Genomic DNA, 25,322 nt, shown 5'->3' with positions numbered 1-25,322 from the left:
ATTATAGCTCCGCTACTTTGGTGGCAAAGGCCCAGTCGAGCCATGGGGTGAGGGCTTCCAAATCGGACTTTTCAATCAGGCCAGACGCCCAAACACGAAAGCCCGCAGGCGCAGTTTTATAGGCGCCAAAATCAAGGGCGACATTTTCATCACCCAGTAATTTGACAATGGATTTGGCAAAGGCGTGTTGCTCTGCCTCTGGTAGGGCGGTTACGCGCGGGTCAGTGATTTTCATACACACGCCGGTGTTTGACCACTCATCCCGCTTGGCCGCCAGATTGGCAATCCAGGGTGTGCGGTCAATCCAGTCATAAAGCACTTGGGCGTTATTATCGGCGCGGTCATGCATCCACTTTAGTCCGCCGTTGGCTTTCACCCATTTGAGCGCGTCAAGATGATCCTCTGCACACAGAAGGGACGGCGTATTAATTGTTGCGCCTTCAAATAGGGCTTCGTTCAACTTGCCTTTAGAGGTCATGCGGAAGATTTTAGGCATGGGCCACGGCGGGTTGTAGCTCTCTAGGCGCTCGACCGCGCGGGGGCCAAGGATAAGCATACCGTGGGCCGCTTCGCCGCCCATATTTTTCTGCCAGCTATAGGTGACAACGTCCAGCTTATCCCACTCAAGCTGCTGCGCAAACACAGCGGATGTCGCGTCGCAAATAGTCAGGCCTTCGCGGTCAGCGGGAATGAAATCAGCATTGGGGACGCGCACGCCAGCCGTGGTGCCGTTCCATGTAAAGACAATATCGCGGTCACCCGTGTAATCGTTAAGCGGCGGCAGGTGGCCGTAATCAGCCTTTAGAATACGCAGGTCATCGAGCGGCAAGCTCTGCGCGTCAGTAATCCAGGCGTTACCAAAATTTTCCCAAGCCGCCACGTCAACACCACGCGGGCCCAGCAATGACCACATCGCCATTTCAACCGCGCCTGTGTCGGACGCCGGTACAATCGCGATACGGTAATCATCTGGCACCTCTAAGACTTCGCGGGTCAGATCGATGACTTCTTTGAGTTTGGATTTGCCCAATGCGGAACGGTGAGAGCGGCCAAGGGCGGCATCAGAGAGGACATCCAGTGTCCATCCGGGACGTTTTTTGGTGGGTCCCGCAGAAAAACGCGGGTCAGCAGGTTTTACGACAGGCTTGGCTGTCGGGTCGGCGGCTATTGCCATGATATATCTCCATCGTCTGCGTTTTTGTACAGACGTCAAAGTGCGCTTCAGTGGGGAAGCGAGGCCCACGCGCGCTATAGGCGCGAATCACAGCAGGCGTCAAGTGGGCAGTACGAGCGCATTGCTAAGCGTACAGTGTCGCCGTTCAGCCTAGGTTTAGGCGCGCTATGGTCTGTGAAGGCTTATTGCGCTAAGACTGGCGATAGTTAAGGAGAGAGACTTATGGAAAATGAAACAATTACGGCGGATGTGGCAGAGGCTGTTGCCTTTTTCTCGCCAGAGAATTTAATGCATTATGGTCAAATGGCGATGCCCTATGTGATTAAGGCTATATTTGCGCTATTGATCCTTTGGATTGGTTTTAAGATCGCGCGCTGGCTTGGTAATGTTGCGCAGCGCAATATCATCAAAGCCCCCAATGTTGACGAAACACTCGGCAAGTTTTTAGGCTCGCTTGTGCGTTACGCCGTTATGGCGATGGTCGTTATCGCAGCGGTCAGCCAAGTGGGTGTGCAGGTTGCGGGCCTCGTGGCTATTCTGGGTGCGGCGGGTCTGGCTATTGGCCTAGCGCTACAGGGGACACTGTCCAATATTGCGGCGGGTGCGATGCTCATGCTGTTCCGTCCGTTTAATGTGGGCGATTTTGTCCGTGTTGCCGGCGAAGAAGGTGTGGTCAGCGAGATTAGTATTTTCACAACTGAAATGACCACAGTTGACAATATTCAAGTCATCATTGGTAACGGCGAAGTCTGGGGGTCAACCATTCAAAACCTGACGTCTAAGGGCACACGCCGCGTCGATAATGACTTTGGCATTGATTATGAGGACGACATTAACAAGGCGATGAAAATCATCACGAAAACCGCCGCTGCCCACCCCAAAGTCCATAGCGAACCCGCCCCATGGGCCAAGGTCGTTGGATTGGGCGACAGCTCGGTGAATATCCAAAGCCGCGTCTGGACAGACTCAGCTGATTATTGGGACGTCATGTTCGACCTCAATAAATCAGTGAAGGAAGCCTTTGATAAAGGCGGTATCACAATTCCGTACCCCATCAGCGTCGAGCTTGATAGCAAGTAAAACGATAGGTTACAGTTGAGTTTCAAAACCGCTCGTCATTGATTTGGCGGGCGGTTTTTTTGGTTTCAAACCCATCACGTGTAAGATTGACAAATAAACCCTAAACCCTAAATTTACAGAATACCCCATAAAGGTTTTCGGATTTGGTCACTGGAACGATTTGATGAAGAAAATTATCGACGGCATTGAATATAAGGTTTGGAAACTACCCCATCCGCTTCTCATTCATTGGATTTTAAATCCAGGGCTGGTCATTAATGAACTCATATTAGGGCAACGCATTCCCAAACAGACCCTTGTGATATCCGGAGGGCTGCCTGATCCCGAAAGCAGCCTTATTGAATGTAAGGTGTGTGAAAGCCTTCACCCTGGAACGCTCTGGTCTGGAAAAGCAATGTTTGGTCATTATAACGGCATTTTCTGCCCAACATGCGAGGCGAAAATTCCTCAACTGCTCAATATTTTCTCAATTATCATATTGGCGATTACAGTCCCGCTCTGGAAACCGGTCCAGATGATTTACGGTGAGCGTGTGAAGCAAAGATCGCTAGCCAAACTGCGTGATGCAAAAAATGCGGCGGCAATCGAGGGGGTCATACGGAACAGCTTTGTAAAAATGGGTATGAACTTTGGACTGTTAATGGGCGTGTTCTATATTGTTATTTTCAGCATGGAAAATGGGCCCAGCTTAGGCACAATTGTCAAAGGTGTCGTCGCTGGCGCTGCGGCCGGGGTTCTGTTTGGTATTGGCATGAAGCTTTTTGCTAGTGCATTTAATAAAGGTAAAAAGCCGTCCTAGGGAACCTCAAGATTATCTTCAAAAAATTCGCGCATTTTTAATATTGTGTTTTCATAACCAAGTTTCAAATTATTGAAGTCTTTGCCTTTCATTTCGTGGATGACTGCTGCGCCGCCCACAAGGTTATGACCAATAAAAGGCAATTCCATATATTCAGTTTTTACCCCATTATCCTTCATCGCTTTGGACAGCGTTCGGCTTTGTGATACGGGAATAATTTTGTCCCCTACGCCGTGTATCAACAGAATTGGGATATCAATTTTATCTACATTATTGAGAGCTGAGCTTTGTTTTAAAAGATCTTTGTCTTTCTTCGGATCACCAAGCGTTTTAATACGGTAGTCATACAGCCATGAGCCTTTACCGCTTTTATCCTCTTCATAGTCAATCATAGCGGCCAAAATCAGATGGCGCATTGATGGCTACCGCACAATTATAAAGAGCGGGTGTTTTGACAGCTCCCATAAGCGCCGCATATCCACCGTAACTGGACCCTGCGATACAAATATTGCCTTGATTAGCTTGTCCTGTCGCGATCAGGTGTTGAACGCCGTCTGTAATATCGTCCTGCATAAGGCCGCCCCATTCACGGTGGCCAGCTTTCACAAAAGCTTCTCCAAAACCAGATGATCCCCGAAAGTTCGGTTGAAATATTTGATAGCCCTGCGACACAAAATATTGTGCGATCAAGTCATATGACCAATAGTCACGTGATTCTGGTCCTCCGTGTGGCATCACGATTAAAGGTGCCGATGCCGCAACGCCGTTTTTACGGGTTAAATATCCTGACAGGGGTGTTCCGTCCCGTGCGGTAAAATTTACGGGTTTTGGAACTGTAAGGTCTTTTGGTTTCAACTTTGAATTTATTATATGGATAGTTGTAAGTGCGGCTGTCTTTATGTTGAAAATTGCGACACGACCAGGTTCTGTTGGTCCACTCAATGAGATGAGCCAAACGGACATATCATCACTTGTGTCCAATATATCGACGCTAATATCATCACGCAATTCTAGCCGTAAACGCGCCATTGCCTGTGTGTGAACATCGTTTTGAGAATCGTAAATTTTACGATTCTCAATATAGCGTGCGCCCATATAATCTCCGCTTGCAGAAAATACAGGGCTATCTAAATCATAATTCGGATGGGTAAAGACCGGGTCCCCAAAGCGACCGTTATCTGGGTAGTAGTGGTATATACCAGTGCGGTCTTGACCGTCTGGTCGTGCTGCGATGTAAAACGCATTTGGGTCATCCATTGCCGGTAAAGGTATGATGCCCCTGATATCTTGGTGTTCAATTGTTTTGATTTTCTTCCACCGTTTCGTCCCATCGAGGCGCGCATATACACGTGCTTTGCGAAAATCATCGCGGGCATCTATGCGCATGTTTGGTATGCCGTCCGGGTTAACGTGCCATGCGCGCGTATCGCTTCGTCCCGCGCTTAATCGTTTAGCTTTCCCAGTTTGAATATTTACTTTGTAAACACCCAAGGTCTTGTCAAATGCGGACATAATGATGTGATCAGGGTCTTTTATGAGAGGGCTGACAAGTTGGGCCAAATTTATATTTAACTGTAATGCTTTACTGGTTTTTTCAAACATCATCACAGGGTTGCTACCATCTTCATCAATGGCCGGCATTCGGGCGGTGACTATATTGCGCAAATATTTATCGCGCTTATTGTCATGAACGGCGTAGATGCCTTTTGGCAGCTTCATATCCGTCACGGTCATAACGGGAACAATCAATCGCTCATTTGTGGCCCATTGTGCCGCAAGAGGTCTTGCGTCATTTATATCTAAAAACCTGTCAGCGGTGTTTGGGTCTACTGACTTTATTAGGACGCGCGTTTGACGAAGTGAGTTATCCGTGATGACGACTTTCCTGCCATCGGGTGAAAGGTCAAAATTCGAATAAGGATTACCAACAACGAAATGACTGGGGTAAAGGGTTTGTTGAGCAAACAGCGGTTGCGGGCCCACTACCCAGAGAACAATACTCAACAAAAAAATGATAGCGAAGTTAAAAACCTTGAGTTTCATATTCAAACTGTATCAATCTATGAAGGCAAGTAAAAGAATATTCTCAGCGCAATCCAATCATATATTTTTCTAGGGTTTCACGCAATCGTGTCCTAGCGTTTTGTGTGTTGCTCTCTATGTTAGGTGTACAAGGAGCTCCACTCATGACCAAAGCCAAGACCAACGCACAAACCCTATCCGATTACACACCGCCCAAGGTTTGGACGTGGGAGCAGGGCGGGGACGGGAACCGTTTTGCCAATATTAACCGACCTATTTCTGGCGCGACGCATGAGAAGGATTTGCCGGTTGGTAAACACCCTTTGCAGCTTTACTCGCTCGGCACGCCCAATGGGGTGAAGGTCACGGTGATGCTCGAAGAATTGCTAGAGGCGGGCCACACGGGCGCAGACTATGACGCATGGCTGATAAACATTATGGACGGCGACCAATTTAGTAGCGGCTTTGTTGGGGCCAATCCTAATTCTAAAATTCCAGCGCTAATGGACCACTCGGTCGAGGGTGGCCCGCAGCGTGTGTTTGAGAGCGGCTCGATCCTGTTTTATCTGGCCGAGAAGTTTGGCGCGTTTTTGCCGACCGAGCCGTCTGCTCGGGCCGAAACGATGTCATGGTTGATGTGGCAAATGGGTAGCGCGCCATACCTCGGCGGCGGCTTTGGCCATTTTTATGCCTATGCGCCGATGAAGATTGAATATGCCATCAACCGTTTTGCAATGGAAGTGAAACGCGAAATGGATGTGCTTGATAAACGATTAGCGGACAATGAATTTATCGCGGGCAAAGATTTGACCATCGCCGATTTCGCAATTTACCCGTGGTACGGCGGCCTCGCGCGCGGTCTTTTATATGACAGCAAAGAGTTCCTGGATGTAGAAAGCTACACCCATGTGCTGCGTTGGGCGAAACAACTAGCGGCTCGCCCCGCGGTGAAACGCGGGCAGCTTGTCAACCGCACATGGGATGACAAAGGGATTAAGGAACGCCACAGCGCGGATGATTTTGCGGGCAGAAATTAACAGGGGCACAATCGTAGATCAACTAGACTATAACCTCTGCTGCGGCTTCAAAATCTAAATCGGCCGCGCGTTCGGGTTGCCCTGTTTCGATGTAAACTTCGCGGGCATTTTCGAAACATTTTTCCATGATGTCGTGATAGCCCTTGCCTGGAATAATATACCCCAAAACCATATAAACGGATCCGAGTACTTGCTGGGTATCCGCCCAAAGTATGGGTGCGGTCTCGCGTTTTACATGATGTAAAATATCTTCATAGAGTTCAATGGAACGAAACGCGTTTTTTGGATCGGTGCCTTCCAAATCACCCGCAATGGAGCCTCGCGGCATTTGAGCCACATCCAACAAGTGAAGATAACTCGCGAGGTCTCGCTTTATGCGGAGACGATCTTCAAGATCGCTGTAGGTTTCGAAGTGTGGAATAGCGTCTTCTAAGAGATCTACGGCCTCTTGTATATTTTTGATGTGCTGTTTGTTTTTTGCTGCATCGTCGCTGTCTGCGTCCTGGCGCCAGAAATATTTGATCTGCTGAATTATGTGAGCTTTTGAACGCTTTGCGAGTGCAATCAGATATTCTAATGGCGTTTGTGAGTTATCCTCATCAATTTCGGAATTTGATAATCGATTAAGGACACTGTCAATCATCTCCATTGCTTCTAGGCCGTGTGTTTCATCTTTCGTGATGCGGTAGAGGTCATTTAGTGCATTGGATATATTATATTCATGAAGGCAAATTTCTATTTCGGATATGTCTGCTCGCGCATTTGATAAGGTGTCTCTGAAACCCTCTAATAACTCACGCGTTAGGGTCTCGTCATCGGTTCGTCTGGCAATAAATGCATTTGTTAAATCAAGCTGGCGGCGCAATTCTTCATGTGCATCAGGATATGCTGCATGTCTTACTTTGCTCAAGGCCAGTTCAAGGCCTTCTTTTGCCGCGATAATCCGATCAAAATTGCCTTCGCGCTGCCCTAATTTACTTAGCTGATCGCCGAGCCGAACTTGCATATAACCCCAAAACTCTAAGTATTCTTCGCTGCTATGTTGTTCTATTATGTGCTCTATGAGGCCGATTGCGATATTGTACCCAGCATTATCAAGATTATCTCCTTCTAATTCATGTACTTCGGCAGCATCGCGCAGAAATATCCAACTGGATCGGCCATCAAGCCCCTGTTCCTTTGCGATCATCACGTATTTTTGCACTGCGGCATCGGCGTTTAGCGCTAGCTTATCTAGCCGTATCGCTTCTTCGAGAAGGCTAATGCGGCGGCGTTTTCGTTCCTCGACCCTGCGTTTTTCGTCTTCTTCTTCGCGCGCGAGCTCGTCCATTAGCGCTTGGGAGGCGTTCATATCGCCCAGATCAAAGCGCTGTTTGGCACGCTCTAGCGCGTCACGAAACGCCGCGTCTTCATTGACGCCGCGTGTAGTCATGGCGCGGTAATCCTCGACCCAGCTTTCTAGCCAGCTGAGCATTTCGGGCGGGTCTAGCCCTTCATCAGCGCCGAGCTTTTCGATGATTTTTTGCAAGGCAACAGTCGAGACACCGTCGGTATTAATGCGGCCCTTCATCAAGGCCAGAACCTCATCCAACTTGGCATCAGAGCTGGCTTGCGTCTCTGATATGGTATCGAGGCGCTCTAGCACCGCCTTGCGGTATAGATGGGTCGTGTCAGTCGTAAAGCTTTCGGTCTCTATGACTGCGCCGAAAGCCTCGCGCAACAAAGTCTGCGCCGCGTCCAGCGCGTCTGAGTTTTGCGCGAAATAGGGCGAGCTTACCGCCAGCTTACCAGCGATTTCGCGCGCAATGCGGCTCGCATCTAAATTCCAATTGATGAAATCCTGCGGCGTTAAGGCAAGGGCGGTGACGGCCCCGGGCAGGGTTTCAAACATACCGCTGAGCGCATCTTGGTTAAGGCCGCTAAACCGCGCATTAAGGCGCAAAGCGTCCTCCAGCCGTTTGCGCGCCTTTTTCAGCTGGGTTTCAAAATCTGCCTCTCGGCCTTTGGCGACTTGCCCGGCGAGCATCGCGCCGCCAAGGCCAACCGCGATCACACTGCCCATTGAACACAGCGCGCCGCCCGCCGCCGCCAAACCCACCGCGTCAACGGCAAAGCCCAAAGCCGACGTCACCCCCGCCCCCATATTTGATGAAAAAGCCCTCATAGATTATGACTATCAGCGGGCGAAAAATGCGTAAAGTGAAAACTAGGCAGCGGCCCTGTCCCGCGCCAATGATTGCCGTAGCGCAAAGCCGAGCATCACAATCCAGCCAAAGCCAATCATAGTGCCAGACAGCGCCCCGAACCGTGACGCGTCATAAAAGGCCAGCAACACACCCATCATGGACAGTGCGCAAAGCCAACCGACGACTTTCCAGACAGCTCCGTGACGCGCGATATAAAGGCCTGCTGCTGCGACCGCTAAGGCGATAGAGAAAAACTTAATCCAGACAGGCACCGCCAAGACCGATAAAAATGGTGCATTCGCCATGTCAGAGGTAATGCCCAGCAGAACGGCATTTTCAATGCCGTCGGCGACAGCCGACAATAAACCTAACGCGGCGAATATAACCCAAATTTTACGTCCTGTTGTCTTAAAGGCCGCCCACAAAAACAGCGCCATAAAACCCGCATAGGCGGGCATAAAACCGTAGTCCCAGATATTGCCTTTATCCATCGCGGCAATCCGTGCAGGGCGCGCGGGATCACCCTCTGGTCCGAAAACGGCGATAAGGTCGGCGGGCGTGCGCGCCATTTCAAAAGCATAAACTGCCCCGCCGTAACCGTCGGATATTGCATAACCATCCGTCGGGAATTGCGGAAATATAATCGCGGCAAGTGCGGCGGTTAGCGCGCCAAATATGGCTGTAATTATCCAAAGCTTGCGCATGGCTAAGGCATCCCTTCGCCGCGGTATGCTTCGACAATATCGTACCAGTCGCGCGCCGATAGGGGCATGGTGCTGGCTTTGGCCGCCTGTTTGATACGGTCTAAATTTTGCGTGCCGATAATGGGGATAACATCCGCCCCGTGCCCCATGGTAAAGGCTAGCGCGACTGTGCTGCGGTCTGTGTTTTCGCGCGCTGCAATGCGGTCAATTACAGTTATGACATCCACATTGGCCCCTTTGCCCGTGGCCAGCGCACCGCCCGCAAGCGGTGACCACGCCAGCGCGCTCATACCCATCTCCATGCACAAATCCAACGTGCCGTCGGTGATGGGGTCTTGGTGCATGGCCGAAAATTCAGGCTGCGTGGTCATCAAGGGCGCGTCCAAATGGGCGGACAACGCCCGGGTTTGGGCGGGGGTGAAATTGGACACGCCGACATAACGCACCTTTCCCGCTTGTACCATATCGTTCAGCGCCCGCGCGGTCTCGGCCATTGGGGTGGTCAGGTCTGGACGGTGAATTTGATAGAGATCGACATAGTCGGTTTGAAGCCGGGTGAGCGAGGCGTCAATCGCGGCGGTCAGGTAATCATATGTGCTGTCATAGGGGCGTACGGCATCAATGCCGCCTTTGGTCGCCAGCACCATTTGCGCGCGTAAATCGGGCGAGCCCGCCAGCACATCACCCAGCACAGCTTCCGCCGCGCCAAAACCGTCATGCCCGCCGGGCGAAACTTCGCCTATGCCGTAAATATCGGCGGTATCAATCAGGGTCAGGCCGTTATCAATCGCGGTGCGGATTTTGCGGTCGGCCTGCGCGGTTGTGCTTTGCGTGAACCGCCAACAGCCGTAAGCCACAGGGCCGACGCGTAAATCGCTGTTACCGAGACGCATCATGTCCCGAAACTATCGCCGTCGGCATAGGCTTTGACAAAGGCGTCGCGCTTGGACAGGCGGGAGCGGTACTGGGTGAACACATCGCCTTGGCAGAGGCCGTAGGCCCGTGCCCAGCCGACATTATGCCCCGTCATACAATCGGCCGCCGTGAATTGCTCGCCGCAAATATAGGCATGGGCGGACAGCCGCGCGGCAAGTTGTGGCTCGATTTCGTTTTTGATCTTATCACGGTTAAACTGCGCCAGCGCCTCAGAGCGCACGCCGCGCGGCAGGAGGTCTTCATTCAGGCGAATTTGCCAGAGCATCATATCCATCCAACTCGCACCAAGCTGTATCATCTGTAGATAATCCGCCCGCGCGCGCAGATCAGTCACGGCAGGGGCCAAGCCGTGATCTGCGTAAGCATCCGCCAGCCAAATCATAATCGCCCCGCTCTCATAAATGCTCTGCGTTGTCTCGTCCGCGTAAGTCACGTCCAGCACTGGCACACCGTGATTGGGGTTCTTTTTGATAAAATCATCCGCAAACTGCCCGCCCTGCATCAGGGGCACACGCACAGTCGCAAATCCGTCACCCCCATCCTCTGTGGACAAAATTTCATGCAACAACCACTTCACCCGCACAGAGCGGGAAAGGGGATAATGATGCAGGGTGAGGGCGGTGATAGAAGCGTGGGTCATGGGAGGGGTGTAGCGCGGATTCGCAGGCAGGGGGAGGGCTAAGTTTGTGGCGGAGCGCAAAGCGCGGCGAGAAGGGCTTCGGCGCGGGTGATGTTACGACTGACAAGGGCGATGTAATGATCCGCCTTTGCCGTTTGATACACGCCCAGCGCATCATTGTAATGGGTCAATGCGGTTTCACATTGTGTTCTGTCGCGGGATAATTCGGCTAAAAAATTAAAAGCGTTGCCCAAATTAATCTGCGTCATGGCCCATTGCAGCGGGACCCGTTCTCGTTTGTATTCCGTCAGCGTAGCGTGAAAAGCGGTAACAGCGTGGCTCAACGCGGCCTCATCGCCTGCACGCACGCCAAGGCTGCCAAGTGCAGTCCCTAAATTATTCTGCGTCATAGCCCAATCTAGCGGGGCATACTTTTGCGTGTATTCCGTCAGCGCCGCGCGATAGGCGGTGACGGCATCGTTCAACGTAACGTAATCCCCTGTAAGCTCCCCTAGGGCGCGCAGGGCGTTGCCCAAATTATTCTGCGTCATGGCCCATTGCAGCGGGACACGCTTTTGCGTGTATTCCGTCAGCGCCAAGCGAAAGGCAGTGACTGCATCGTTCAAAGCGGCCTCATCGCCTGCACGCGCTCCAAGGATTTGCAGGGCAGCCCCCAAATTATTCTTCGATGCGGCCCAGTCTAACGGGACACGCTTTTGCGTGCGTTCCGTCAGCGCCATGCGAAAGGCCGTGACGGCGTCGTTGAGTTTCTTGGGATGGCTTTCGCGTTCCCCTAATGCCGCGAGCGCATTACCAAGATTATTTTGATGCCCCGCCCATTCATCGGCATTGACCTCTCGCGGGGATAGGTCAATTAATTCACGGTTCAGCGCGATACAGATAAGCAGATCAAGATTGTCACCTTTTTCATTGCCGCCTTTGTAATATTGGTCTTTTTTTAACGTGAGGAAAGCTGTCAAACCATCCCCGCTTAATCCCATCTCCTCGCCTATCTGCACATATTTATCCGCCGCAGCGTCGCCGTCAAAGGCGAGTTTGTCATAGCTGATGGCACGTTCTAGCGCGGCAATGCGGCGGCGCGTGCGCTCATCTTGCCGGCGGGCTTCCTCTGCTTTTTCCGCTTTAAGTTCATCCATCATGGCTTGGGACGCGCCAGCGAAGTCACCGTCATTAAAGCGGGCTTCCGCGCGCCTGACGGCGGCTTGAAAGGCCGCGTCTTCGTTCACGCCTCGCCCCATCATCGCGCGGTAATCATCCACCCAACCATCGAGCCATTGCAAGATCTCTGGCCCTTGGAGGCCTTCTTCTGCGCCGAGTTTTTCTATAATTTTGCGCAGCGGTTTTTCTGGGACGCCTGTCGTGTCTTGCTGCGCGCGGAGTAGGGCTAGGATTTCGCTGGTGTCATCTTTGACCGCGCCAACATCGGATTTCAAATCGGCTTGCCCGTCCAGCAAGGCGTTCAGCTTAGCCTGCACCGCCGCGCGGTCATAATAGGTAATATCGGTTTGGAAATCGGTTTCTCTTAGCACCGCGTTAAAGGCGGCCATAATTAACACGCGCGCCATATCGCGGGCGTCATTGTCATGACGGAATATGCCGTCGGCATTCGCAAGCCGTTCGTTGACGGTATTTGCTATCGCTGCCGCGTCATAGGCATGTTCAACAATCTCTTGCGGGGTTAGCTGCGCCGCGCCGATGGCATTGGGCAGCGCGTCCATCACAGCCGTTATGCGCTTTTGGTCGCCGTCTTTAAACCGCGCATCAAGGCGAAGCTCCCGCTCCATTTCTTTGCGGGCTTTTTTCAGGGCTTTATCAAATTTATCACGCCGCGCGCCGATGACGCTAGCCGCCAAAATGCCGCCGCTTGCGAGGAAAGCAATCCCTGCCGTCATTGAACACAATGTGCCGCCTGCTGCGGCCAGTCCGACGCCGTCAACAGCAAAACCAAGTGCCGATGTTGTTGATTTTCCCAGCGCCTTCATGCCACTTTGCTATCACGCGTTGTGCGCGGGGTAAAGCGCCCCGCTATCACCGCCGCAAATGCTCACTCAAAAAGGTGTCTAGGGTTTCGAACAGGGCTTCATAGCCTGCGTAATATTGGTCGCGTGTGAGGTCTTTGTGGTAGAAGGTCAGCAGCAGGTTATGGGTGAGGCTCGGCATTTTGACATAGGTGACATCGCCGCCTGCGGCCTTCATGGCGGTGGCGAGGTCATCGCTTTGGTCGATGGGAACAACACTATCCCGTTCACCGTGGATAAGCAGCAGCGGGATTTTAATCTCCTCCGCGCGGTAGAGCGGGGAGCGGGCTTGGAGCTCTTTTTTGTTCGATGTTGGCTTGCCGAGCTTTTTGAGTATATCTTTATAAGCATATGATTTTTTGCCAAATTTTTCGGCGTCATAGTCCATAATGTCAATTAAATCCGTGACGCCGTTAATCGATGCGGCGCAATTAAATAATTGCGGCGTTCTTATCGCGCCCATTAATGCGGCGTATCCGCCGTAGCTCGCCCCAATGATACAGATGTTGCCGCGCGTCGCTTTGCCCGCCTTAATTAAATGCTCGACCCCGTCGGTGATGTCGTCCTGCATGGCCGCGCCCCATTCCCGGTAACCCGCTTCCACAAAGGCTTTGCCGTAACCAGAAGATCCGCGGAAATTGGGTTGAAACACACGGTATCCGCGCGAGGTAAGGAAGGCAACAATAGGGTCGTAATCAAAATAATCACGCGCTTCTGGCCCGCCGTGTGGCAGCACAACAAGCGGTGGATTGGCCCCAAAACCCGTTGGCGGATTGTGCAAATATCCATGGATAGAGAGCCCGTCCCGCGCGGCATATGACACGGCCTCGGATTTGCCCAAGGCTTTGCGGTCAAGGCGGGGATGGGTATCTGTGATAAATTCCACGCGCCCGGTGATTAGCTCGTAATCATAATAGGCACCCGGTTCTTGCGGGCTTTGGACATGAAGTAACCAACGCTTTCCGCTCTCGCTGATTGATTCAATACGGACAGTATATCGTCCGCCGAAATGTTTATCGACGGCGGAAAAATGAACGTCCATGGCGGGGTCGACAAAATCATAACGCAAGCGGTCATCAAAATATGTTGCGGCAATATAGCGTCCAGCGTTATCGAGGAGCGTCCCGTAAAGGTCGACTTTGGCATTGACTGACAGTGCGGCGTCATAGGATTTTCTTTTCATATTATAACGATAAACACCCGCCTTATCTGTGCCGTCCGGTGTTGCAGAAACCAGCAGGACACCGGGTTGGTCTGTGCCCGCAATGACGCGAAAGGTGTTCAAATCCCTCGTTTTGACACTGCCCATATGCCGCCATTTTCCGTTATCTAAGCGGCCGTAAACGGCGACGTAAGTCCCGCCCATCGTATAGTCATAGCGCGCGATTGGACGGCCTTGGCTGTCTACGGACCAGGCGAATGTGTTCTCTTTGCCCTCTTCCACGGGGGTTGCGCTGCCGTCATTAATATTGACGCGGTAAAGGGTGGAGACGCCCGTATCGACGGGGATGAGGACATGGTCAGGGTCACCCGGCAAAATAGAGGTGAGGGTCGCGAGATTACGGCTTTCACGTATGTCCGCGTCTGCGTCTTTGAATAGGCCGACCACGTCGCAGCCGTCCTTATTCATGCTCAGAAGCCGTGTATAAATGCGTCCAGGAATGAGGCGCGGCGGCCCACCGCTTGACGGTAGTTTCACCATTTGAGTAATGGTCAGAGAGACAATCAAACGATCATCCGTGGCCCACCGCGCCCAATTTAGGCGTCCGTCGCCAACGCCAAGGGCTTTGACATTAGCGCGGTTATTCATGTCCATAATCAAGAGTTTATGCGTGTTTTTCTTGCGTTGATCGGCAATGACCAGAAAGTCACCCGTGGGTGATAAATCAAATGAGCCGTATCCCGCGCGCCCCAAAAGGTCATCAACGTCTGGCAAAGTTTGCGCCGCCACTATGGGGGCCGCGATTATCCAGACAATGAGAATAAAAATCGCGCGAAAGACTGTCTTCATTATAGGGACCCTGTCGTATAACTCACCTTTAGGTTTAACGAGCGCGCCGTGATAATCAAGCCGAAGCCGTAGTATTGTGTGTTATAAGACCGCGTGTCCGTCTTTCACCGCATCGCGAAACCGTGATTGGCGCGCACCATTATTTGGGCTAGGTTGGAAACAAATATGCGGGGCTATGCGTAGGGTGAATATGAAACATTATAAAAACTTATCTAAAACACTGCTCCTGAGTGCCTGTGCGGGGCTGGCGCTTGGGGCCTGTGCGCCCGTAAACCTTTTAAATGCGATCACCCCGTCTAGTAGCTTTACAAAAGCTTCGGACGTCTCTTACGGCGCATTGCCCCGGCAGTCGCTTGATATTTACAAAGCCGATAACCCCAAAACAGACGCGCCGATTTTGGTCTATACCCACGGCGGCAGTTGGGACAGCGGGTCAAAAGATATCTATAAATTCTTTGCCGAAGGCTTCACGCGAGAGGGGTACACAGTCGCTGTTCCCAATTACCGTCTTTACCCCGAGGCCCGCTTTCCAGATATGATTGTTGATACGACAAAGGCGATTAAGTTTGTCGCTGATCGTTACCCTGACAGGCCTTTGGTTGTGATGGGGCATTCAGCGGGCGCTTACAACACGCTGATGGCCGTTATGGACCCGCAATTTGCTGACAGTGCAGGTCTAAAGATGTGTGAGCGTATAGCGGGCGTGATCGGAATGGCCCCGCCGACCGGGATTATCCCGCTAAAAGAAGAGCCCTATATCACAATTTTCCCTGACCGTTTCACGGGCAAAGACGCGCCTTTGAACCAAACAGAGCATAGCATCCCGCCATTATTATTGGTTCACGGCTTAGATGATAAAACCGTTTATCCGCAAAATTCGCAGAAACTCGCAGAGTTAGTTAATGCGCGCGGAGGACAAGCGGTTGTCAAAACTTACGCCGATATTAATCATACCGATGTTATCAAAGTTATCTCAAAACATTTTGACGGCGACGCGAGCATCAAGGCCGACATGGTCGCGTTCATTGACGGATTAGATTTATCGCAATCTAATCACTGCGAGTAACCTGTGACGGCGCCTTTTTCTTTACAGGCGATGTTTCAAGTTGATGCTTTTGCGTCCGAACTCTTTACGGGTAATCCTGCCGCGGTCATTAAGCGGGACGACTGGTTACCGCGTGAGGTTATGCAAAAGATTGCAGCCGAAAATAATCTATCAGAAACAGTGTTTATCGTCGCCCGCAGTACTGAGAGCGACAACAAAGGTACAGGGTTTGACCTGCGCTGGTTTACACCGACGCTAGAGATTGACTTCTGCGGCCACGCAACCATTGCTGCGGCGCATATCCTTGCCACAGAATACGGGCTTAAACCGCCTTTTACATTTCGCACCAAAATTGGCGGACTGTCTGTCATTGTGAAAGACGGGCTTTATATATTGGACGCGCCAATTGCAGAGGCCATGCCCGTAAAAGTCAGCAAAGCCATGCAAAAGCCCTTTGATGGGCGAGTGCAAAACGCCTTCACGGCGGGAAATAATCTATATCTCGTGATGAATGACCCGCATTATATCGCGACATGTCATCCCGATATGGGCGATATCATACCTCTAAGCGATCACGGGGTAGGGATTACGGCAAAGGCCCCTGATGATGACACTAATTTGTCTCAATATGACTGTGTGTCACGCTTTTTTGTACCCGCGGAAGGTATAGACGAAGACCCTGTGACAGGGTCGGCCCATGCCGCCATAGGGCCGTATTGGATGGATGAATTACGCGTCAATAAACTGCGCGCTTATCAAGCGTCAAAGCGCGGCGGCGTTCTTACATTGTCACGTGAAAACGACAGTCGCATTGCCATTGCTGGCCACGCTGTCACTTATCTTCGCGGAGAAATTGTTATACCAACGGCTTAAGGTAGGAGCCTATATGCGCTGTATACGCGCATAAGTATTAGTCAGAATAGACACCTCAGCAGACACCCCCTCGGGCATATTTTTTTCAAAATTCTGCCGGGTCAGATCAAAGGCGAAGTCTAATTGCTCGCTATCCTCGACCATACGAAAGCCCATGGACCAGGCTGGAAATTCACGTTTATCGGCGGTGCGGTCAATCAACTTCGTTAGATTTGTATGACGATCATCGCCTGCAATTTTCTGATATAACGCCTGAATAATGTCTTTATCACCCTCTAGCACTTGCAGGATACCGCCATCAAAAAACAGTAATATCCCCGTGATGTTCAGCGCATTATTTTGCTGGCTGGCTCTAATCGCAATGTTGCGAAAATCCCGCGGCGTCAGCTCTGGTTTGCCTGCGCTCGTATATATAATTTGATGCACCATGTGCGGTTATTCCCTACCATTATCCCAATGTTCCCACACATGACAACGTTTACCCAAGAGGGTTTAAGGAAAGGTTTAGCGCACTGATATTGGGCGATAATTTGCTGTAATTTTAGCTCAAACCTGCGTTTTTGGCAAAATCGCCCACAACGCGGCGCACGTCCTCATTGGCAGCTTCGGGAATAGCGGCGTCTAACGTATTTTTGGATAGCTCAAAGAACGCATCCATTTGTTCCAGACTTTCCATTGGGCGGAATCCCATGGACCACTCTGAGAATATGGGTTTATCGCAACCTTCATCCATCAAAAGCTTCACATTTTTATGGCGCTTATCGACGTCAATTTTGGCATATAGCGCTTTGACCGCATCACGCGGACCCTCCAGCACTTGCATGATATGGCCATCATAATGCAGCAGTAGTCCCGCAATATTATTACGACGATTGTTCATGCGTGAAAACATGGCAATCATACGAAAATCCGCGTCAGTGACATTGTCAGCAGCTTCTGATGAATAAATAATACGATGTGTCATAAACCTATCACATTTTATGTTGTTGCGGAGAGAATACGCGGGGACTGTGCCACCAGATTGCGACAAAATGGGCCATACTGCAATATTTAGCCGTCGCGCATAAATCCAAAACTTTGGATAAACAATGGCCGTTATTACGCAGGCACTTTTAAATCATTGTGTTTTGCGATGTCCGTGACGCTTTCATAGTGAATCAATTCCCAACGCCCGTCGAAATGTTCAACAAGGGCCGTGCAACTTTCAACCCAGTCACCATCATTCATATATGTGATGCCGTCAATATCGCGAATTTCAGCAACATGAATATGCCCGCAGATTGCGCCGTCATAACCTTTGCGCTGGCAATATCCTGCGACTTGTTCTTCAAAACTATGGATAAAGTTCATCGCGCGTTTTGTGCGTGACTTCAGTGCCTTTGACAGGGACCAATAGGGCAGACCCAGTCGCCGACGCATGCCGTTTAGCTTAGTATTGACCCAAAGCAAAAAGTTATAAAGATTGTCACCGACAAACATAATCCATTTACGATCACTGCGCATTAGTCCGTCAAACATATCGCCGTGACAGACGAAATAGCGTTTACCGTCTGCCCCGACATGCACCGCACGGTTAGAAATTTTAATCGCGCCAAAGCTAATACGGAACCGAAGAAAGGCGCGTAAAAACTCATCATGATTGCCGATGATATAATTTACGTCTGTGCCTCTTTTTGCCGCCGTTAGGACACGGCGGATCACATTTGTATGACTTTGCGGCCAAAACCATTTTTTACGCATTCGCCAGCCGTCAATAATATCTCCGACTAAATATAGCGTTTCGGAAGTATTATGTTTCAAAAAATCACAGAGCGCATCGGCTTGGCAGCCTTTGGATCCCAGATGCACATCGGATATAAAAATTGTGCGATATTTTGGGCTTGAGCGGGATTTTCTGCGGCGGGGCGGGGTATGCGCAACTGCGTCCATCAGAGTTTTTGGAATGTCGGGCACTAAAGACATGCCCTCGCCTTATTCCTATTCGGTCACAATTTTGTTGCAGCTTTATGACGGGCCCGTGACAGTTAATGGGCGCTAACGCACATAACTTGCGCCGTTAATATCGACAGTCGAGCCAACTGCCGACTGACAGGCGCCCGTCATAAGAAAGGCGGCCATATGGGCGACTTCTTCGGGGGCGGCGACACGGCCGAGCGGTATATCGGCGACGGCGCGCTTGCGGTTCTCTATGTCTTGCGGGGCCATACGCGTTTCGACCCAACCAGGCGCAATGGCGTAAAACTCAATCCCTTCACCGGACAGCCCCCGCGCCCATGTCTTTGTCATCGCCAGCACCGCCCCTTTGGACGCGGCATAGGCTGCATGATCAACCCCATCGCCGCGGTGCCCCGCCCGACTTGCAATGTTGATAATGCGCTTGGCTGTGCCGATATCATCCCCTCGGGCCCTAAAATGCGCGACAGCGGCGCGGCAAATATCGGCGGGCGCATGCACATTGACAGCCATCGTCTTGGCCCAGCCATCGTCCCAACCCTCACTATCAAGCGGGGAGGGCAGATAGACGCCAGCATTATTAATCACGCCGTCAATATGACCGTGTTTGGCGAGTGCCGAGGCAAACACCCTTGCGCCTGCGCCAGCCTTTGATAGGTCCTCATAGATAAAGTTATCATCTGTTTTATCCGACGGGCCGCTGGCATGGGGGATGACCTTCGCCCCTTTGGCTTCGCAGACCGCACGGCAGGCTTGCCCGATACCGCGCGACGCGCCTGTGATTAAAATGACTGTGTTAAAAAGGGGCATAAACAATCCTGTCGTAGTGATCCCCCGCAATAAACCACATCATCACTGTATAGCCAATATGCATCATAGCCTCTTGTTTATAACGGCTAGATTTGGTCGGGTGTCACTGCGCGGCGCGGCGGTAGCTTTTGCCATTGACGCCAAAAAGGGGAGACAGCAATGGTCAGCAAAATATTTACATGGGTCGGTCATCCGCGCGAAAGTTCACTATCGCTGGCTATGGCGGATGCTTATGACGCGGCGGCAGCGCAGGCTGGGGCAACGGTGCGGCGCATGACCCTATCCGATATGGATTTTGACGTTGATTTACGCGAAGGCTACCACTCCCGCAAAACGCTGGAGCCTTGCCTAGAGCAGTGGCGTGAAAACGTGCTGTGGGCTGATCACTTATGCTGGGTTTATCCTGTCTGGTGGGGCGGCATGCCCGCCAAGATGAAAGGCGTGATTGACCGGGCCGTTTTGCCTGGCTTTGCAATGTCCTATCCCGAAGGTAAGATTTTCTGGGAGAGACTGCTGGTCGGGCGTAGCGCAGATGTGATTCTGACATCCGACGCGCCGCCGTGGTTTGATCAAATCGTCAATGGCCGCCCCGCCAAGAACCAAGCCGTCAATACGATCTTGAAATTTGCTGGCATTAAGCCCGTCAAAACGCTGCAAGTCGGTACAGTCAAAACGGCAAGCGACGCCAAAATCCAAAAATGGATAGAGGCCGCCGGAAAACGCGGCCGCGCGGCTGCCAGGCGGTAAGGCTATTACGGCTTTAAGCGCATAACGGGCGGCTCGCTTGCTTGCACGTCATGCGCGTGGTATGATTTGTTGTGTAAGTGATGGAAGGACTATTGGCATGAACCGTTTTCAAACAACAAAATTTGGGCGAGCCGTATTGGCGCTATCTTTCCTAGCCTTTGCCGTTTCCGCGCCTGCAACCGCTGCGGAAAACACATTCGAAGAGCCGCCGCAGCGCGTTTATGACAACATTCCCGCCAATTGGGATGACTATATGCTTGAGCCAGGGCTTTTGAAAAAATATAAGGGGGAGGACCTAAAGCAGATTGTCTTTTATGATGACCTTATCAAGCCGCCGCTTCAATATCAGACGGTTAGGGTCACGCGCGATCAAGAGTTCGCAGTGCTTCAAGGCGGCAAGAGTTTCATTGTTGTCGACCCTAAAAATATCATCATTGGCACAGCGAACACAGGTGTAAACATTATAAAAACGCGGGGATGCCGAGAAAATCTGCGCCGCGCGAAATATGTGCTTTTGAATATGGAGAAGCCAAATCGCCGCTATCGCCGAGGCCAGTATATTAACATTATGACCCGTACGAATAGCGGCTTGAAAAGCTGCCGTATTGATTCCATCAATGAATGGACGGGGCCTGTCAATTTGGTGCAGTTGAGGGCAGAAAATGAGGCGATAATAAAAAAGTCGGGTAATCTCATTCAGCCTGTGACCGACCATTTTAGAACATATGACGGAAGACCCGTTTAGCCAATAGAGCCGTCCGACCCGGCTACCCATTAGGTCCTATCCCCTAGGCCCTACTCATTAGAAATGGGAGCCGTTTTGTCTGTCAGCGGCTAAAACTCCTTGCCGAGTCGCATGGCTATAGGCATAATAATACGTATTATCCGAGCGGCGCCTGTTGGATCAGGCTGAGAAGCACGCTTTGAACTTGATCCAGGTTATTCTGGCGCGAAGGACGGAGAGAACAATGGGCAACGGCCCCATACCAAAGAGCGTGAAGGCGCATATGGCGACGGATGAAACCGTGCTATGGTCCCATGTGTCGGATAAGCCTGTGAAACTGTCAGATGCTTATGAGAGACGTCCTTCACGCCGCTATATATGGTTAAGCCCAATTGCTGCCGCTATATTTATCATATGTCTTTTCTTACTTGTTAAAGACTATGCGGATACGAAATCCGCATTGAGAGATGTTGCGCCACTCGCTGTGTACAATCTTGTCTTGCTTGGGTTTCTTAATTGGTATGTTTATAAATTTCCGGCACCGGCAGCAATGGCGCATACGCTTCAGTCTCATGGACTTTATCAAAACCTCGTCATGACAAACCGTCAGTTGATCGCATTTAATGACACTCAAAACATTCTATCTGTCCCAAATTCTGAGGTGACTAGCCTAAAGACTGATTTCGAAAATGGCGGCCCCGCGCTGCGCATTCAAAGTCCGTCATTAGGGCAGGATATTGTCGTCGTCGGACTCGCCAATTTTCAAACTGCTACACATCAATTTCACGCCAATAACGGCCTTCACACTTAAAGACCGAACCAGACTCAAGGACCCGCACCATGAATAAACCCATCGACCAATCTGCTTTTCAAACGCCGACTGTCACCACAGGTGCCTTGCCGTCATCATCCAAAGTGTACACGGCCCCTGACGCTGACCCGACACTGCGCGTGCCGCACCGTTTGGTGCATTTGCACGAAAGTGCGAATGAGCCCGATGTGCCCGTTTACGACACCAGCGGCCCGTATTCCGACCCGTCTGTCACCATTGATGTGGAGGCTGGCCTGGCCCGTCCCCGCACAGAGTGGGTGCTCGCGCGTGCGGCCCAATACGGAAATAGTGTCGAGGCTTACGACGGGCGCGAGATTAAGCCCGAAGATAACGGCGGCGCAAAAGGTAAGTTCCTCGCCCGTGAGTTCCCGATTAAAAACCAGCCCCTGCGCGGAGTAGGGGATGCGCCCATTACCCAATATGAATTTGCCAAAGCAGGTATCATCACCAAGGAAATGATTTACGTCGCCGAGCGTGAAAACTTGGGCCGTAAAGCCATGGTCGACGGCGCAGAAGCAAAAGTCGCTGCGGGCGAGAGCTTTGGCGCAGAGATCCCCGCCTTTGTCACGCCCGAATTTGTGCGGTCTGAAATCGCGCGCGGTCGGGCGGTTATCCCCGCCAATATCAACCATCCAGAGCTAGAGCCGCAAATCATTGGCCGTAATTTCCTTGTGAAAATCAATGCCAATATCGGCAACTCCGCGGTGGCGTCATCGGTGGAGGAAGAAGTCGATAAAATGGTCTGGGCGACGCGTTGGGGCGCGGATAATGTCATGGATTTGTCCACGGGCCGTAACATCCACAATACGCGCGAATGGATTATTCGTAACTCGCCTGTGCCCATTGGGACGGTGCCGATTTACCAAGCGCTAGAGAAGGTCAACGGCGTGGCCGAAGACCTAACGTGGGAGGTTTACCGCGATACATTAATCGAGCAATGCGAGCAGGGCGTTGATTATTTCACCATCCATGCGGGCGTGCGCCTCGCCTATATTCACTTAACGGCCAACCGTGTCTGCGGTATTGTTTCGCGCGGTGGCTCTATTATGGCGAAATGGATGCTGGCCCGTCACGAGGAGTCGTTCCTTTACACCAACTTCCCCGAGATTTGCGACATCATGCGCCGCTATGACGTGACGTTTTCCTTGGGTGATGGCCTGCGCCCCGGTGCGGTGGCCGATGCCAATGACCGCGCACAATTTGCAGAGCTTGAAACGCTAGGCGAGCTGACAAAAATCGCGTGGGCGCGCGGCTGCCAAGTCATGATCGAAGGCCCCGGTCATGTACCGATGCATAAGATTAAAGTGAATATGGATAAGCAGCTAAAAGAATGTCACGAGGCGCCGTTCTACACGCTCGGGCCATTAACCACCGACATTGCCCCTGGTTATGACCATATCACCAGCGGCATTGGCGCGGCGATGATTGGCTGGTTCGGCACATCGATGTTATGTTACGTGACGCCCAAGGAACACCTCGGCTTGCCTGATCGCGACGACGTGAAAGTCGGTGTCATTACCTATAAACTCGCCGCCCACGCCGCAGACCTCGCCAAGGGTCACCCCGCCGCGCAAATCCGCGACGACGCGCTGTCTCGTGCTCGGTTCGAGTTCCGCTGGGAAGACCAGTTCAACCTCGCCCTAGACCCCGAAACCGCCAAAGACTTCCACGACCAAACCTTGCCCAAAGACGCGCACAAAACCGCGCATTTCTGTTCCATGTGCGGCCCGAAGTTCTGCAGCATGGAGATTACGCGGGAGGTGAGGGAATATGCGGATGGCTTGAGCGATAATGAAAAAGCGGCGCTCTATCCTGCGGATGCGCAAACAAGAGGCGAGGAGGGAGCGCCAGCGACCGACCGGGAAATAAAAGAGGGCATGGACGAAATGTCAGCGAAGTTTAAGGAGCTTGGTGGGCAGATTTATTTGAAAGCTGGGGAGTAAGTGAGGGGCGATTGAATAGAAAGTAGTAGTTGGGCTATCTTTTTGATGCATTAAAAAACAGACCAATCGGTGCTTTTTTTATTTCCGCTTCGGCATTTTTTATTTCTCGAAAGTGTTTTGGTAGGTGCTTTAATTTTGGTGGATCGATAGCTTGATTGAGTGCGATTCCTCCAAACCCGAAAAGGGGCAACCCGCTAGCTATCGCTGCGATTTCAACTCCTCCAGTTACCAACCAACTACCAACATCAAAGCCCAAGAATTTCATTTTCTTGGCTTTTAATTTTTTTATGTTTTCGGAATGTTGTTCGAACGCAGCATTGATGTTGTCGTAAACTTTATCTGCAGAGCGGTGAAAATTATCTGGGTTAGCAAGTGAAATTTCCTCAATTCCATTTGATATAATTGAACGGATTTCATCAATTGCACCCTCCCTTCTAATTTCGATTAACGCGCTTGGTGGGATATTACCTAGCCATTGCATTTCGTGTTTTTGTAGCCGTTGCAATCCTTGAATTATCTGCATGTTGGCCAAGTTCTGTTGCGACTGCTCGTCATTGTACTCAAGCTTCCATTTTAGATGTTGCCAAGAAGTTGGTGCTTGAATTAAGGGGACGCCCTGAAAAAAACGACTTTTAAGCATAACATCTGTTGCTTGATACATTCTGCCTATGCAGTGACCTAGCATGTGGTGACCCACATGAGGTAATTTTAGAAACTGAGATTGGGTTTCCGTTGATTTTAAAATTTGCTCTTCGATTGGGTAATCCCATTCTGTGTCGAATACCAATCGAGACCTATCAACAATTTTTGATACCACTTTATCTATTGTATCTAGCTTTGAAACAAACTCTGAAAGTTCTTCAATAGAATCGAATTTATGTCCAAATATTTTAGAAGCATGAATGAGCCCGTCTTTTTTAGCGAGCGAATGTAAAAACTCCGAGTGGTTTTCATCGATATGCATTCCGTGAGGGAGTATTACTATTATTGGGGTTTCTAAGTCTGCTAGTGCTAGCTCTTTGTACTGGAGTACGTTTAATCCATGTTTTACAAAGTATCGGCATGCCTCAGTCGGAGTGCTCTTCTCAATTATATACTTGCTTTGAATGAATGGACATTGAACTACAAGTGTATCCAAATACAGACCAGTCGTAGAGGCAATGTTTTCATCTGCCCTAGGAAATAAATCTCCCCCGAAAACCCCTTTTAAAGCTTTCAAGTCTTGAACATGGAACGAACAAACTTCACTTGCTGAAACCCAGAACTCTTGAATAAAATCTAAGAAATTCTGTATTTGCGGATATAGGCTTTCCACAGCCTTATTGTCTTGGACATACCCATAAGCAAATTGATCTGGCGTCAATTCGTATTTTTTCATATCCTGAAATAACTCGCCAAAACAATTGGATAAGTTTTCAAAATAAGCATGTTGCACTTCTTGCAGACTAATAGAATCTTTGGACTTCTTTCTGTAGTCCACGTATTCAAAAGCCATTGCCATAGCTCGTATACTTGGGTCTACTGTCTCGACAATTGCAAAACCTTTTTCGTCGTATTCGATTGCTTTTAGTTGAGACTTAACTTTGTCAATTAAATGAGGAGCGACATTCAGGCCATTATCTGCGATGTGCTCGTTCATTATTTGAATTCTTTGACGAACACGTTCGTTATAATCTTCTTTATTTGTCATTATTTGCTTCTACTTTAAATTGCCTCGTAATGTCCATGATTTTTAGCACGCAGAATTATATCCCCGCTTATGAAAACTAGCCTATTTTACTTAAGCGC

23 protein-coding genes and 1 riboswitch are annotated in these 25,322 nt (G+C 50.7%); of the genes, 9 read left to right on the top strand and 14 right to left on the bottom strand.

Annotated features, from left to right (window positions below):
* Position 1: 1 nt before the first annotated feature.
* Positions 2 to 1,174, bottom strand: coding sequence for a phosphoserine transaminase (locus AB6B37_RS10045; RefSeq protein ID WP_371395641.1), 1,173 nt, complete (start codon positions 1,172 to 1,174; stop codon positions 2 to 4).
* 222 nt (positions 1,175 to 1,396) lie between these two features.
* Here AB6B37_RS10045 and AB6B37_RS10040 point away from each other — a divergent pair, with 222 nt between their 5' ends.
* Together AB6B37_RS10040 and AB6B37_RS10035 are read left to right on the top strand one after the other, a co-directional pair.
* Positions 1,397 to 2,254 (top strand): mechanosensitive ion channel family protein, encoded by an 858-nt coding sequence (locus AB6B37_RS10040; protein WP_371395640.1) that lies wholly within the window; start codon positions 1,397 to 1,399, stop codon positions 2,252 to 2,254.
* Positions 2,255 to 2,414: 160 nt separating this feature from the next.
* Positions 2,415 to 3,053: a hypothetical protein gene (locus AB6B37_RS10035; RefSeq protein ID WP_371395639.1), complete on the top strand. Its 639-nt coding sequence runs from the start codon at positions 2,415 to 2,417 to the stop codon at positions 3,051 to 3,053.
* Here AB6B37_RS10035 and AB6B37_RS10030 read toward each other — a convergent pair.
* Positions 3,050 to 3,469, bottom strand: a complete 420-nt coding sequence (locus AB6B37_RS10030; RefSeq protein ID WP_371395638.1) for an alpha/beta hydrolase family protein — start codon at positions 3,467 to 3,469, stop codon at positions 3,050 to 3,052. The genes AB6B37_RS10035 and AB6B37_RS10030 overlap by 4 nt on opposite strands.
* On the bottom strand, positions 3,438 to 5,096 hold the full coding sequence (locus AB6B37_RS10025) for an alpha/beta hydrolase family protein (protein WP_371395637.1): 1,659 nt from the start codon (positions 5,094 to 5,096) through the stop codon (positions 3,438 to 3,440). Before AB6B37_RS10025 ends, AB6B37_RS10030 begins: the two co-directional genes overlap by 32 nt.
* A gap of 143 nt (positions 5,097 to 5,239) precedes the next feature.
* Here AB6B37_RS10025 and yghU point away from each other — a divergent pair, with 143 nt between their 5' ends.
* Complete coding sequence (gene yghU, locus AB6B37_RS10020; RefSeq protein ID WP_371395636.1) at positions 5,240 to 6,112, top strand: glutathione-dependent disulfide-bond oxidoreductase; 873 nt, start codon at positions 5,240 to 5,242, stop codon at positions 6,110 to 6,112.
* A gap of 22 nt (positions 6,113 to 6,134) precedes the next feature.
* Here yghU and AB6B37_RS10015 read toward each other — a convergent pair whose 3' ends face one another.
* From AB6B37_RS10015 to AB6B37_RS09990, 6 genes are all read right to left on the bottom strand, one after another.
* Positions 6,135 to 8,243, bottom strand: coding sequence for a hypothetical protein (locus AB6B37_RS10015; protein ID WP_371395635.1), 2,109 nt, complete (start codon positions 8,241 to 8,243; stop codon positions 6,135 to 6,137).
* Positions 8,244 to 8,318: 75 nt separating this feature from the next.
* The gene (locus tag AB6B37_RS10010) at positions 8,319 to 9,002 is read right to left on the bottom strand and encodes a hypothetical protein (protein WP_371395634.1); all 684 of its coding nucleotides are present in this window, start codon (positions 9,000 to 9,002) and stop codon (positions 8,319 to 8,321) included.
* A gap of 2 nt (positions 9,003 to 9,004) precedes the next feature.
* Positions 9,005 to 9,898 carry an aldo/keto reductase family oxidoreductase gene (locus AB6B37_RS10005; RefSeq protein ID WP_371395633.1) on the bottom strand — a complete coding sequence of 298 codons (894 nt, stop codon included), beginning with the start codon at positions 9,896 to 9,898 and terminating at the stop codon, positions 9,005 to 9,007.
* Entirely contained in the window at positions 9,895 to 10,578 is a 684-nt protein-coding gene (locus tag AB6B37_RS10000; protein WP_371395632.1) for a glutathione S-transferase family protein, read from the bottom strand. Before AB6B37_RS10000 ends, AB6B37_RS10005 begins: the two co-directional genes overlap by 4 nt.
* Before the next feature lie 38 nt (positions 10,579 to 10,616).
* The gene (locus AB6B37_RS09995; RefSeq protein ID WP_371395631.1) at positions 10,617 to 12,560 is read right to left on the bottom strand and encodes a hypothetical protein; all 1,944 of its coding nucleotides are present in this window, start codon (positions 12,558 to 12,560) and stop codon (positions 10,617 to 10,619) included.
* 46 nt (positions 12,561 to 12,606) lie between these two features.
* Entirely contained in the window at positions 12,607 to 14,607 is a 2,001-nt protein-coding gene (locus tag AB6B37_RS09990; RefSeq protein ID WP_371395630.1) for an alpha/beta hydrolase family protein, read from the bottom strand.
* 190 nt (positions 14,608 to 14,797) lie between these two features.
* Between AB6B37_RS09990 and AB6B37_RS09985 the strand changes: the two genes are divergently transcribed.
* Both AB6B37_RS09985 and AB6B37_RS09980 read left to right on the top strand, forming a co-directional pair.
* Positions 14,798 to 15,673 carry an alpha/beta hydrolase gene (locus AB6B37_RS09985; RefSeq protein ID WP_371395629.1) on the top strand — a complete coding sequence of 292 codons (876 nt, stop codon included), beginning with the start codon at positions 14,798 to 14,800 and terminating at the stop codon, positions 15,671 to 15,673.
* 3 nt (positions 15,674 to 15,676) lie between these two features.
* Complete coding sequence (locus AB6B37_RS09980; protein WP_371395628.1) at positions 15,677 to 16,525, top strand: PhzF family phenazine biosynthesis protein; 849 nt, start codon at positions 15,677 to 15,679, stop codon at positions 16,523 to 16,525.
* 9 nt (positions 16,526 to 16,534) lie between these two features.
* Here AB6B37_RS09980 and AB6B37_RS09975 read toward each other — a convergent pair whose 3' ends face one another.
* From AB6B37_RS09975 to AB6B37_RS09960, 4 genes are all read right to left on the bottom strand, one after another.
* Positions 16,535 to 16,954 (bottom strand): BLUF domain-containing protein, encoded by a 420-nt coding sequence (locus AB6B37_RS09975; protein ID WP_371395627.1) that lies wholly within the window; start codon positions 16,952 to 16,954, stop codon positions 16,535 to 16,537.
* Positions 16,955 to 17,066: 112 nt separating this feature from the next.
* Complete coding sequence (locus AB6B37_RS09970; protein WP_371395626.1) at positions 17,067 to 17,489, bottom strand: BLUF domain-containing protein; 423 nt, start codon at positions 17,487 to 17,489, stop codon at positions 17,067 to 17,069.
* 134 nt (positions 17,490 to 17,623) lie between these two features.
* A complete protein-coding gene (locus AB6B37_RS09965; protein ID WP_371395625.1) occupies positions 17,624 to 18,487 on the bottom strand; it encodes a UDP-2,3-diacylglucosamine diphosphatase in 864 nt (287 codons plus the stop codon).
* 72 nt (positions 18,488 to 18,559) lie between these two features.
* The gene (locus tag AB6B37_RS09960; protein ID WP_371395624.1) at positions 18,560 to 19,288 is read right to left on the bottom strand and encodes an SDR family NAD(P)-dependent oxidoreductase; all 729 of its coding nucleotides are present in this window, start codon (positions 19,286 to 19,288) and stop codon (positions 18,560 to 18,562) included.
* A gap of 159 nt (positions 19,289 to 19,447) precedes the next feature.
* Here AB6B37_RS09960 and AB6B37_RS09955 point away from each other — a divergent pair, with 159 nt between their 5' ends.
* The 4 genes from AB6B37_RS09955 to thiC all read left to right on the top strand — a co-directional run bounded on the left by AB6B37_RS09955 (position 19,448) and on the right by thiC (position 23,534).
* Positions 19,448 to 20,035: an NAD(P)H-dependent oxidoreductase gene (locus tag AB6B37_RS09955; protein ID WP_371395623.1), complete on the top strand. Its 588-nt coding sequence runs from the start codon at positions 19,448 to 19,450 to the stop codon at positions 20,033 to 20,035.
* Positions 20,036 to 20,132: 97 nt separating this feature from the next.
* On the top strand, positions 20,133 to 20,780 hold the full coding sequence (locus AB6B37_RS09950; protein WP_371395622.1) for a hypothetical protein: 648 nt from the start codon (positions 20,133 to 20,135) through the stop codon (positions 20,778 to 20,780).
* Positions 20,781 to 20,913: 133 nt separating this feature from the next.
* Positions 20,914 to 21,009, top strand: a riboswitch (TPP riboswitch).
* Positions 21,004 to 21,570, top strand: coding sequence for a hypothetical protein (locus AB6B37_RS09945; RefSeq protein ID WP_371395621.1), 567 nt, complete (start codon positions 21,004 to 21,006; stop codon positions 21,568 to 21,570). Its footprint overlaps the riboswitch before it by 6 nt.
* A gap of 29 nt (positions 21,571 to 21,599) precedes the next feature.
* The gene (gene thiC / locus AB6B37_RS09940) at positions 21,600 to 23,534 is read left to right on the top strand and encodes a phosphomethylpyrimidine synthase ThiC (RefSeq protein ID WP_371395620.1); all 1,935 of its coding nucleotides are present in this window, start codon (positions 21,600 to 21,602) and stop codon (positions 23,532 to 23,534) included.
* A 34-nt stretch (positions 23,535 to 23,568) separates the two neighbouring features.
* On the opposite strand, the gene AB6B37_RS09935 is transcribed toward thiC, so the two are convergent.
* Positions 23,569 to 25,224 carry a hypothetical protein gene (locus AB6B37_RS09935; RefSeq protein ID WP_371395619.1) on the bottom strand — a complete coding sequence of 552 codons (1,656 nt, stop codon included), beginning with the start codon at positions 25,222 to 25,224 and terminating at the stop codon, positions 23,569 to 23,571.
* Between the last annotated feature and the right edge of the window lie 98 nt (positions 25,225 to 25,322).

The sequence above is a fragment of the Fretibacter rubidus genome (assembly GCF_041429785.1).
GTDB lineage: Bacteria > Pseudomonadota > Alphaproteobacteria > Caulobacterales > Maricaulaceae > Fretibacter > Fretibacter rubidus.
The sequence above is the reverse complement of the archived record's forward strand: the minus strand, read 5'-3'. Positions and strand labels throughout refer to the sequence as shown.

What these genes read in the sequence shown, in the direction of transcription:
- AB6B37_RS09985 (WP_371395629.1), top strand. Translation starts at nt 14,798, where the DNA reads ATGAAACATTATAAAAACTTATCTAAAACACTGCTCCTGAGTGCCTGT.
- AB6B37_RS09935 (WP_371395619.1), bottom strand. Translation starts at nt 25,224, where the DNA reads ATGACAAATAAAGAAGATTATAACGAACGTGTTCGTCAAAGAATTCAA.
- AB6B37_RS09960 (WP_371395624.1), bottom strand. Translation starts at nt 19,288, where the DNA reads ATGCCCCTTTTTAACACAGTCATTTTAATCACAGGCGCGTCGCGCGGT.
- AB6B37_RS10005 (WP_371395633.1), bottom strand. Translation starts at nt 9,898, where the DNA reads ATGATGCGTCTCGGTAACAGCGATTTACGCGTCGGCCCTGTGGCTTAC.
- AB6B37_RS10010 (WP_371395634.1), bottom strand. Translation starts at nt 9,002, where the DNA reads ATGCGCAAGCTTTGGATAATTACAGCCATATTTGGCGCGCTAACCGCC.
- AB6B37_RS10040 (WP_371395640.1), top strand. Translation starts at nt 1,397, where the DNA reads ATGGAAAATGAAACAATTACGGCGGATGTGGCAGAGGCTGTTGCCTTT.
- AB6B37_RS09970 (WP_371395626.1), bottom strand. Translation starts at nt 17,489, where the DNA reads ATGACACATCGTATTATTTATTCATCAGAAGCTGCTGACAATGTCACT.
- AB6B37_RS10045 (WP_371395641.1), bottom strand. Translation starts at nt 1,174, where the DNA reads ATGGCAATAGCCGCCGACCCGACAGCCAAGCCTGTCGTAAAACCTGCT.
- AB6B37_RS09950 (WP_371395622.1), top strand. Translation starts at nt 20,133, where the DNA reads ATGAACCGTTTTCAAACAACAAAATTTGGGCGAGCCGTATTGGCGCTA.
- AB6B37_RS09965 (WP_371395625.1), bottom strand. Translation starts at nt 18,487, where the DNA reads ATGTCTTTAGTGCCCGACATTCCAAAAACTCTGATGGACGCAGTTGCG.
- AB6B37_RS10025 (WP_371395637.1), bottom strand. Translation starts at nt 5,096, where the DNA reads ATGAAACTCAAGGTTTTTAACTTCGCTATCATTTTTTTGTTGAGTATT.
- AB6B37_RS09995 (WP_371395631.1), bottom strand. Translation starts at nt 12,560, where the DNA reads ATGAAGGCGCTGGGAAAATCAACAACATCGGCACTTGGTTTTGCTGTT.
- AB6B37_RS09945 (WP_371395621.1), top strand. Translation starts at nt 21,004, where the DNA reads ATGGGCAACGGCCCCATACCAAAGAGCGTGAAGGCGCATATGGCGACG.
- AB6B37_RS09990 (WP_371395630.1), bottom strand. Translation starts at nt 14,607, where the DNA reads ATGAAGACAGTCTTTCGCGCGATTTTTATTCTCATTGTCTGGATAATC.
- AB6B37_RS10030 (WP_371395638.1), bottom strand. Translation starts at nt 3,469, where the DNA reads ATGCGCCATCTGATTTTGGCCGCTATGATTGACTATGAAGAGGATAAA.
- AB6B37_RS09955 (WP_371395623.1), top strand. Translation starts at nt 19,448, where the DNA reads ATGGTCAGCAAAATATTTACATGGGTCGGTCATCCGCGCGAAAGTTCA.
- yghU (WP_371395636.1), top strand. Translation starts at nt 5,240, where the DNA reads ATGACCAAAGCCAAGACCAACGCACAAACCCTATCCGATTACACACCG.
- AB6B37_RS09975 (WP_371395627.1), bottom strand. Translation starts at nt 16,954, where the DNA reads ATGGTGCATCAAATTATATATACGAGCGCAGGCAAACCAGAGCTGACG.
- thiC (WP_371395620.1), top strand. Translation starts at nt 21,600, where the DNA reads ATGAATAAACCCATCGACCAATCTGCTTTTCAAACGCCGACTGTCACC.
- AB6B37_RS10000 (WP_371395632.1), bottom strand. Translation starts at nt 10,578, where the DNA reads ATGACCCACGCTTCTATCACCGCCCTCACCCTGCATCATTATCCCCTT.